This is a genomic window from Geodermatophilus sp. SYSU D01105 (genome assembly GCF_054050095.1).
This window is the reverse complement of record NZ_JBJGYR010000016.1, coordinates 128,848-135,957: the sequence shown is the minus strand read 5'-3', so window position 1 is coordinate 135,957 and position 7,110 is coordinate 128,848. Positions and strand designations below refer to the sequence as shown.

Annotated in this window: 7 protein-coding genes; 2 read left to right on the top strand and 5 right to left on the bottom strand. The window is 75.1% G+C overall.

The annotated features are described in order from the left end of the window. Positions 1-206: 206 nt before the first annotated feature. Together moaA and ACI79I_RS16485 are read right to left on the bottom strand one after the other, a co-directional pair. Entirely contained in the window at positions 207-1,259 is a 1,053-nt protein-coding gene (moaA, locus tag ACI79I_RS16490) for a GTP 3',8-cyclase MoaA (RefSeq protein WP_456993401.1), read from the bottom strand. A gap of 89 nt (positions 1,260-1,348) precedes the next feature. Continuing rightward, on the bottom strand, positions 1,349-2,224 hold the full coding sequence (locus ACI79I_RS16485; protein WP_456993400.1) for a hypothetical protein: 876 nt from the start codon (positions 2,222-2,224) through the stop codon (positions 1,349-1,351). A gap of 204 nt (positions 2,225-2,428) precedes the next feature. On the opposite strand from ACI79I_RS16485, the gene ACI79I_RS16480 reads away from it, so the two are divergent. Both ACI79I_RS16480 and ACI79I_RS16475 read left to right on the top strand, forming a co-directional pair. Beyond that, the gene (locus tag ACI79I_RS16480) at positions 2,429-3,691 is read left to right on the top strand and encodes an MFS transporter (RefSeq protein ID WP_456993398.1); all 1,263 of its coding nucleotides are present in this window, start codon (positions 2,429-2,431) and stop codon (positions 3,689-3,691) included. A gap of 61 nt (positions 3,692-3,752) precedes the next feature. After that, positions 3,753-4,589: an aldo/keto reductase gene (locus ACI79I_RS16475; protein ID WP_456993396.1), complete on the top strand. Its 837-nt coding sequence runs from the start codon at positions 3,753-3,755 to the stop codon at positions 4,587-4,589. A gap of 57 nt (positions 4,590-4,646) precedes the next feature. On the opposite strand, the gene ACI79I_RS16470 is transcribed toward ACI79I_RS16475, so the two are convergent. The 3 genes from ACI79I_RS16470 to ACI79I_RS16460 all read right to left on the bottom strand — a co-directional run bounded on the left by ACI79I_RS16470 (position 4,647) and on the right by ACI79I_RS16460 (position 6,810). Continuing rightward, complete coding sequence (locus ACI79I_RS16470) at positions 4,647-5,018, bottom strand: GntR family transcriptional regulator (RefSeq protein WP_456993395.1); 372 nt, start codon at positions 5,016-5,018, stop codon at positions 4,647-4,649. A 5-nt stretch (positions 5,019-5,023) separates the two neighbouring features. After that, positions 5,024-5,911 carry a hypothetical protein gene (locus ACI79I_RS16465; protein WP_456993393.1) on the bottom strand — a complete coding sequence of 296 codons (888 nt, stop codon included), beginning with the start codon at positions 5,909-5,911 and terminating at the stop codon, positions 5,024-5,026. 89 nt (positions 5,912-6,000) lie between these two features. Continuing rightward, complete coding sequence (locus ACI79I_RS16460; protein ID WP_456993392.1) at positions 6,001-6,810, bottom strand: DUF3097 domain-containing protein; 810 nt, start codon at positions 6,808-6,810, stop codon at positions 6,001-6,003. Between the last annotated feature and the right edge of the window lie 300 nt (positions 6,811-7,110).

Sequence of the window (7,110 nt, the reverse complement as noted above, 5' to 3'; positions counted from 1 at the left end):
TCGCTCGCAGAGCTCGCTGCGATGCTCACTCGCTGTCGGCTCACGGTGCTCATGGTTCGCCTCCGCGCTCGCTCCGCTCCTCGCTCGCAGAGCTCGCTGCGATGCTCACTCGCTGTCGGCTCACGGTGCTCATGGTTCGCCTCCGCGCTCGCTCCGCTCCTCGCTCGCAGAGCTCGCTGCGATGCTCACTCGCTGTCGGCTCACGGTCAGCCGCCGATGGCCGACATCGGCCGGGAGGGCTGCAGGAAGCTGGGGTCGTCGATGCCGTGCCCGGGCAGCTTGGCGAGCGTGGCGATCCGCCAGCGGTCGGCCAGCTCGGCGTCGGTGGCGCCCTCGCGCATCGGCGTCCGCAGGTCGGATTCCTCGCGGGCGAACAGGCAGTTGCGGACCTGGCCGTCGGCGGTCAGCCGCGTGCGGTCGCAGGTCCCGCAGAACGACCGGGTCACCGAGGCGATCACCCCGACGGTCGCCGGGCCGCCGTCCACCAGCCAGCGCTCGGCCGGGGCCGAGCCGCGCTCCTCGGTGTCGGGCGTGAGGGTGTGTGCCCGGGAGAGCCGCTCGAGGATGTCCTCGGCGGTGACCATCTCCCCACGGGTCCAGGCGTGGTGGGCGTCGAGCGGCATCTGCTCGATGAACCGCAGCTGGTAGCCCTGCTCGAGGCAGAAGTCGAGCAGCGGGACGGCGTCGGCCTCGTTCATCCCCCGCAGCAGGACGGCGTTGACCTTGACCGGCGTCAGGCCGGCGGCCTGCGCCGCGGCGAGGCCGGCGAGCACGTCGTCGAGCCGGTCGCGGTGGGTCAGCTGCTTGAACCGGTCGCGGTCGAGCGTGTCGAGGCTGACGTTGATCCGGTCCAGGCCGGCCGCGGCCAGCGCGGGCGCGACCCGGGCCAGGCCGATGGCGTTGGTGGTGAGGCTGACCTCCGGCCGCGGGGTGAGCGCCGTGGCAGCCTGCACGATGCCGACGAGGCCGGGGCGCAGCAGCGGCTCCCCGCCGGTGAACCGGACCTCGCGGATGCCCAGGTGCTCCACGCCGATGCGCACCAGGCGGGCGACCTCGTCGTCGGTGAGGACCTCGACCTTGGGCAGCCAGTCCAGCCCCTCGGGCGGCATGCAGTAGCTGCAGCGCAGGTTGCACCGGTCGGTGAGGGAGACCCGCAGGTCGGTGGCGACCCGGCCGTGCCGGTCGACAAGCCCGCCGGTGCCGGGCACCGGATCCGGGCGGCGCACGACCGGGTCGGGCAGCGGAGTCGTCGAGGTCACGCCCTGAATGTAATGGCCGAGGACGACCCTGTGCCGCCTCCGGACGTGCGACGGGGGCGACCGGAGTCCCGGTCGCCCCCGTCCGGGCGTCAGGCGATGGGGGTGGGGGCCACCGGGTCCGGCGGCACCGGCACCGAGCCCTGGATGCGGTTGCGGGCCTGGCAGTCGCTGGTGCAGTTGGTGGCGCCGGCCGACAGCTCGATCGCGTCCTCGCCCAGCACGCCGCCCATCCGGCCACCGGAGGCCACCGACCAGCGGGTCGTCGTCCCGTCCTGGGAGAGCTTGGTCGCCACCTGGGGGCTGTCCTTGCCGAGCAGCATCTGGTGCGTCGCGTCACCGGCGACGCCGTCGCCGAAGTTGACCTTCCCGGTGAACTCGTTCACGAAGTAGAACAGGCCCGGGCCGAGGGTGTGGACGTACTCGACCGGGGCGCCGAACTCCTGCTCCATCTGGAAGATCCCGCCCTGCGGAGCGTCCTTGGCCTGGATCTTGAGCTTGCCCGCCGCGGTGGCGAACTCCGCGACCAGGACGCCGTCGCGCAGGCGCAGCTCGCTGATCCGCACGCCGCGCAGCTGGGCTGCGGTCAGCTGCGGCACCTTCGACGCGAAGACGACGGTCGGGGTCGTCACCATGCGCTGCGGATCCGGAGCGCCGGTCAGCGTGTAGCCGTGGACGCCGAGCGTGGCCGGGTCGATGGTGAAGGTGACGTGCCGGCCGTGGACGCCGATCGGGCCGGCGGGCGTGACGTCGCGCAGGCGGGCCTCCCGGCCGGCCCCGGGGTCGGTGGTGCGCCCGTTGACGACGACGGTGAAGTCGCCTCCCGTCGCGGAGGCCGAGGTCCCGCCTCCGTCGTCGGCGGACGCCGGGTCGTCGCCGCCCTTCGCCGCGGCGGTGCCAGGGACGAACAGGACGGCGAGCACCGCGAGCAGAGCGGGCAGGAGGCGGGGGCGGGAGGTCGGAGGCACGGGGCTCCTTCGGCAGGGGGATGCACCGCGTGTGCGGTAGCTCACACAGAGTGCATGAAGCTTCATGCAGCGTCGCGGTGACGCGCCCGGCCGGCCGGGAAAGCGGTGCCGGAGGGTCCGAGGTCGTTGCTACGGTCGACGGGCCACCCGAGAGACCGGCGGGCAGCCCCGCACTCGCCTGTGGCCAGGAAGCGCGAGAAGTCCGTGTCACCCCGCACCGTCTTCAGTCCCTACGTCCGCCTCTTCGCCGTGCCCGGCTCGGTGGCGTTCTCCTTCGCCGGGTGGGTCGCCCGCCTGCCCATCCCGATGCTCGGCCTCGGTGCCGTGCTGCTCGTCGCCGGGGAGACCGGCAGCTACGGGCTGGCCGGCGCGGTCTCCGGGGCACTGGCGCTGAGCTTCTCCCTCGCCAGCCCGCAGTGGGCCCGGGTGATGGACCGCCGCGGCCAGGGCGCCGTCCTGCGCTGGGCGATGACGGCCTACCTGGTCTCCGGCGTCGCCTTCGTGGCCGCGGTGACCGCCGGGGCGCCGCGCTGGTCGTGGTTCGTGCTGGCCGCCGTCTGCGGGGCCAGCGGACCGAACATCGGCTCGCTGGTGCGGGCGCGCTGGGCGGCGGCCCTCGAGGACGCCCGCGGACGGCAGACCGCCTTCGCCCTGGAGGCCGTCGTCGACGAGGTCGTCTTCGTCGTCGGCCCCCCGCTGGTCACCCTGCTGGCCACGCTCGTCGCGCCGCCCGTCGGCTTCCTCACCGGGATCGTCCTGGGCTCGGTCGGCGGCTTCTGGCTGGCCGGTCAGCGCGCCACCGAGCCGGCGCTGCACGTGCCCGACCCCGCGGCGCCTCCCCGCCGGTGGGCCGCCCTCAACGCCACCGTGCTGGTGGTGGCGGCGGCCTACGTGGCCGTCGGCGCGGTGTTCGGGGCGATGGACGTCGTCGTCGTGGGGTTCGCCGCCGCCGAGGGCGTGCCGGCGCTGGCCGGGGTCGCGCTCGCGGTCTACGCGGGCGGCAGCCTCGTGGCCGGCCTGCTCTACGGCGTCCTCCGGCTGCCGGGCACGCTGACCACCCGGTTCCTGGCCACCGCCGTCGCCTTCGGGGTGGCCGCGCAGCTGATGTGGGGCGTCGGCTCGCTGGTCGTCCTGGTCGGCGCGGGCTTCCTCGCCGGCCTGACGATCGCCCCCGTCCTGGTGTCGGGCACCTCGCTGGTGGAGTCCCGCGTGCCGCGGGCCGCGCTCACCGAGGCGCTGTCCTGGACGACGACCGGGCTGACGCTCGGCGTGACGGCGGGTTCCGCGCTGGCCGGCGCGGCCGTCGACGCATGGGGGGCGGAGAGCGCGTTCGCCGTCCCCGCCCTGGCCGCGGCGTTGGCCGGGCTGCTCGCGCTGACCGGGGCGCCGCTGCTGCGGCGCCGTTCGGAGGTGCCGGTGGGGAGGGTGCAGGCGGCCGCGCGGGTTGACGACGGCGTCAAGGGGTAGGCGCCTCTCGGGTGGCCCCGTCGTGAGTGCCGCCCCTCCCGACCGAGAGGAACGAGTGCCCGTGGCCACCGTGCCCACCATCCGCCTGAACAACGGCGTCGAGATCCCCCAGCTCGGCTTCGGCGTCTTCCAGATCCCGCCCGACCAGACCGCCGACGCGACGCGCACCGCGCTGGAGGTCGGTTACCGGCACATCGACACCGCACAGATGTACGGGAACGAGAAGGGCGTCGGCGAGGCCGTCCGCAGCTCGGGGATCCCGCGCGAGGAGGTGTTCGTCACCAGCAAGCTGAACAACAACCGGCACACGCGCGACGAGATCCTCCGGTCGTTCGACCAGAGCCTGGCCGAGCTCGGCTTCGACCAGCTCGACCTCTTCCTGATCCACTGGCCCCTGCCCACGGTGAGCGACTACGTGGCCCGCTGGAAGGTGATGGAGGAGATCTACGCCAGCGGCCGGACCCGCGCGATCGGCGTCTCCAACTTCCAGCCGCACCACCTGCGGAACCTGTTCGCGGACACCGAGGTCCGCCCCGCGGTCAACCAGATCGAGGTGCACCCCTACCTCGGCAACGAGGAGGCGCGCGCCTTCGGCGCCGACCACGAGATCGTCACCGAGGCGTGGGCGCCCATCGCCAAGGGTGCGGTGAACGGCGACCCGGCGATCAAGGAGATCGCCGAGCAGGTGGGCAGGACCCCGGCGCAGGTGACCCTGCGCTGGCACGTCCAGCGGGGGGACGTCGTCTTCCCCAAGTCGGTCACCCGCAGCCGGGTCGAGGAGAACTTCGCGATCTTCGACTTCGAGCTCGACGAGTCCGCGATGGCGGCCATCACCGGCCTCGACCGCGGCGAGCGGACCGGCCCCGACCCGGACACGTTCGACTACATCCCCGCCTGACCCGCTGACGCGCGAGCGGAGTGCCAGGGCGCGGACGACGCGTCCCTGGCACTCCGCTCAGCGGGTCTGCAGCAGGGCCGCCCGCACGATGGCCAGCACCGTCTCGCCGTCCACCCCCAGGCCCCGGGCCTGGACGGCGAGCTCGGCGGCCGTGCGCCGCAACTGCTCCTCCGCCGGCGCGGCCGGCCGGCCGGTGACGACGGTGCCGGTCCGCCGCCGGCTGGCCACGAGCCCGGCCGCCTCCAGCTCGGCGTAGGCGCGCGCCACCGTGCCGGTCGCCACGCCGAGGTCGGCCGCCAGGGCCCGCATGGTGGGCAGCCGGTCACCCTCCCGCAGCAGGCCGCCGTCGACGTAGGCGGCGATCTGACCACGGATCTGCTCGTAGGGCGGCGTCGCGGCGCGGACGTCCACCGTGATGTCGAGCGCCACCGCGGTCAGGCCGGGACGGCGGGCTCGCCGGCCGGTACGCCGGGCGCGCGGACGCCGGCGACCACGACGCCCGCCAGGAGGGCGGCGAGCCCGCACCCGGCTCCCGCGACGCCGAGGACTGCGGTCAGGTCCTGCCCGGTCGAGGCGGCCACGCTCCACACCGCGTGGCCGGCCACCGCCACCAGCCCGCCGGTCACCACCAGGGTCGTCGCGGCCGCCGCGCGCAGCACGCGGTGGGTCGAGGCCCGCCGCAAGGCCGCCTCCGCGCGCTCGTCCTCGGTCCCCACGGCCGGACGGGTGGCCACGACCCACAGCGCCGTCGCGGTCACGGCGGCCAGCACGAGCAGCCCGAGGCCGGCGGGGCGGCCGTAGACGAGCCCGGGGAACGGGCCGGCCGTCGCCTGGACCGGCGGGTCCTCGAGGGTCAGGCTCCGGCCGTCGGGTGCGGCCAGCGCGGCGCCGAGGGCGATCGTGGCGACGGCGCCGACCGCGGCGGCGGCGGTCGTGCGGACCAGCCACCCCGGGGCGGCGTCCAGCAGCCCGCGGCGCACCAGCCGGGCGCGGCGGACCGCACCGCTCGGCCGGGGCCAGGTGAGCTCGCCCAGGGCCAGGACGGCGGTGTGCGCGACGCCCGCGGCGATCGGCACCAGCAGGGCGGTCACCCCCAGGCTGCCCGGGGAGCCGGCGCCCAGCCCGGCCTGGCCCACGGCCACCGCCGCGGCGGCGCCCAGCAGGAGTGCGGCGCCTCCGGCGCGGGTGGCGTGCGTGCGGGCGGCGGCGACGGCGGCCTCCCGGCTCGGCGGGGTCCGCCGGGCGACCGCGGCGCCTCCCGCCACCGCGCCGACGAGGACGACCACCAGCAGCAGCGGCACCAGCGCCACGACGTCCTCCACTGCTCCATTGAGTCAAGGGATTGACACAATGATCGGTGGCGCGTCGTCGCGCAACCCCCCGGGCGGGGGTGCCGGCGGATCCCCTCCGCTCAGTCGGTCGTGACGAAGTCGATGAGCTCCTCGACCCGGCCGATCAGCGCCGGCTCCAGGTCGGTCCAGGTCCGCACGCGGGCGAGGACCCGCTGCGCCCACACGTAGCCGGTGTCGTCCTCCCAGCCCAGCCGGCGGCAGACGCCCTCCTTCCACGACTCGCCCTTGGGCACCGTCGGCCAGGCACGGATGCCGACCACCTGCGGCTTGACCGCCTGCCAGATGTCGATGAACGGGTGGCCGACGACCAGCGCGTGCGCGCCGGTCACCTGGTCGGCGATCCGCGACTCCTTGGACCCGGTCACCAGGTGGTCGACCAGCACGCCGAGCCGCCGTCCGGACGCCGGGCGGAAGTCGCGCACGATCGCCGGCAGGTCGTCCACGCCGTGCAGCGGCTCCACGACGACGCCCTCGATGCGCAGGTCGTGGCCCCAGACCTTCTCGACGAGCTCGGCGTCGTGCTTGCCCTCGACGTAGATCCGCCCCTCGCGGGCGACCCGGGCGCGGGCGCCGGCCACGTAGGTGGAGCCGGACGCGCTCCGGGTGGGGGTCGCCGGTGCCTTCGGCGTGGGCCGCACCAGCACGACCGGGCGGCCGTCGACCCAGAACCCGGGGCCCAGCGGGTAGGCGCGGACCTTCCCGAACCGGTCCTCGAGGTGGACGACGTCCTTCTCGCAGCGCACCACGGCGCCCACGAACCCCGAGCTCGGGTCCTCGACGACGAGGTCGCGCTCGGCCGCGACCTGCGGGGTGGGCTTCTTGACGGTGCGCGGGTGGACCAGGTCGTCGTACGGCGAGCGGGGAGGCACGCCCTCCAGGATGAGCAGCACCAGGCATCGGGACGGGGGCGACGCGCCGACGCGCCGATGCGCGACTCGCCGCGACGCGCCCGGCGGTGACGCGGTGACGCTCCGTAGCCGCACGTCCCGACGCGCTCGGCAACATCGGTTGCGCACGATCGACACACCGCGTGACCTGCGCGGACGCGGACCGTGGCCGCCGGCGGTCGTCGTCCGCGGGGGCCGTGCCGGGGCAGTCCCGGGCGTGTCGGACGGGCTTGTCCGTTTCGTGACCTGACTCCTGGTCACCCAAGCAGTCGACCTTTCCGC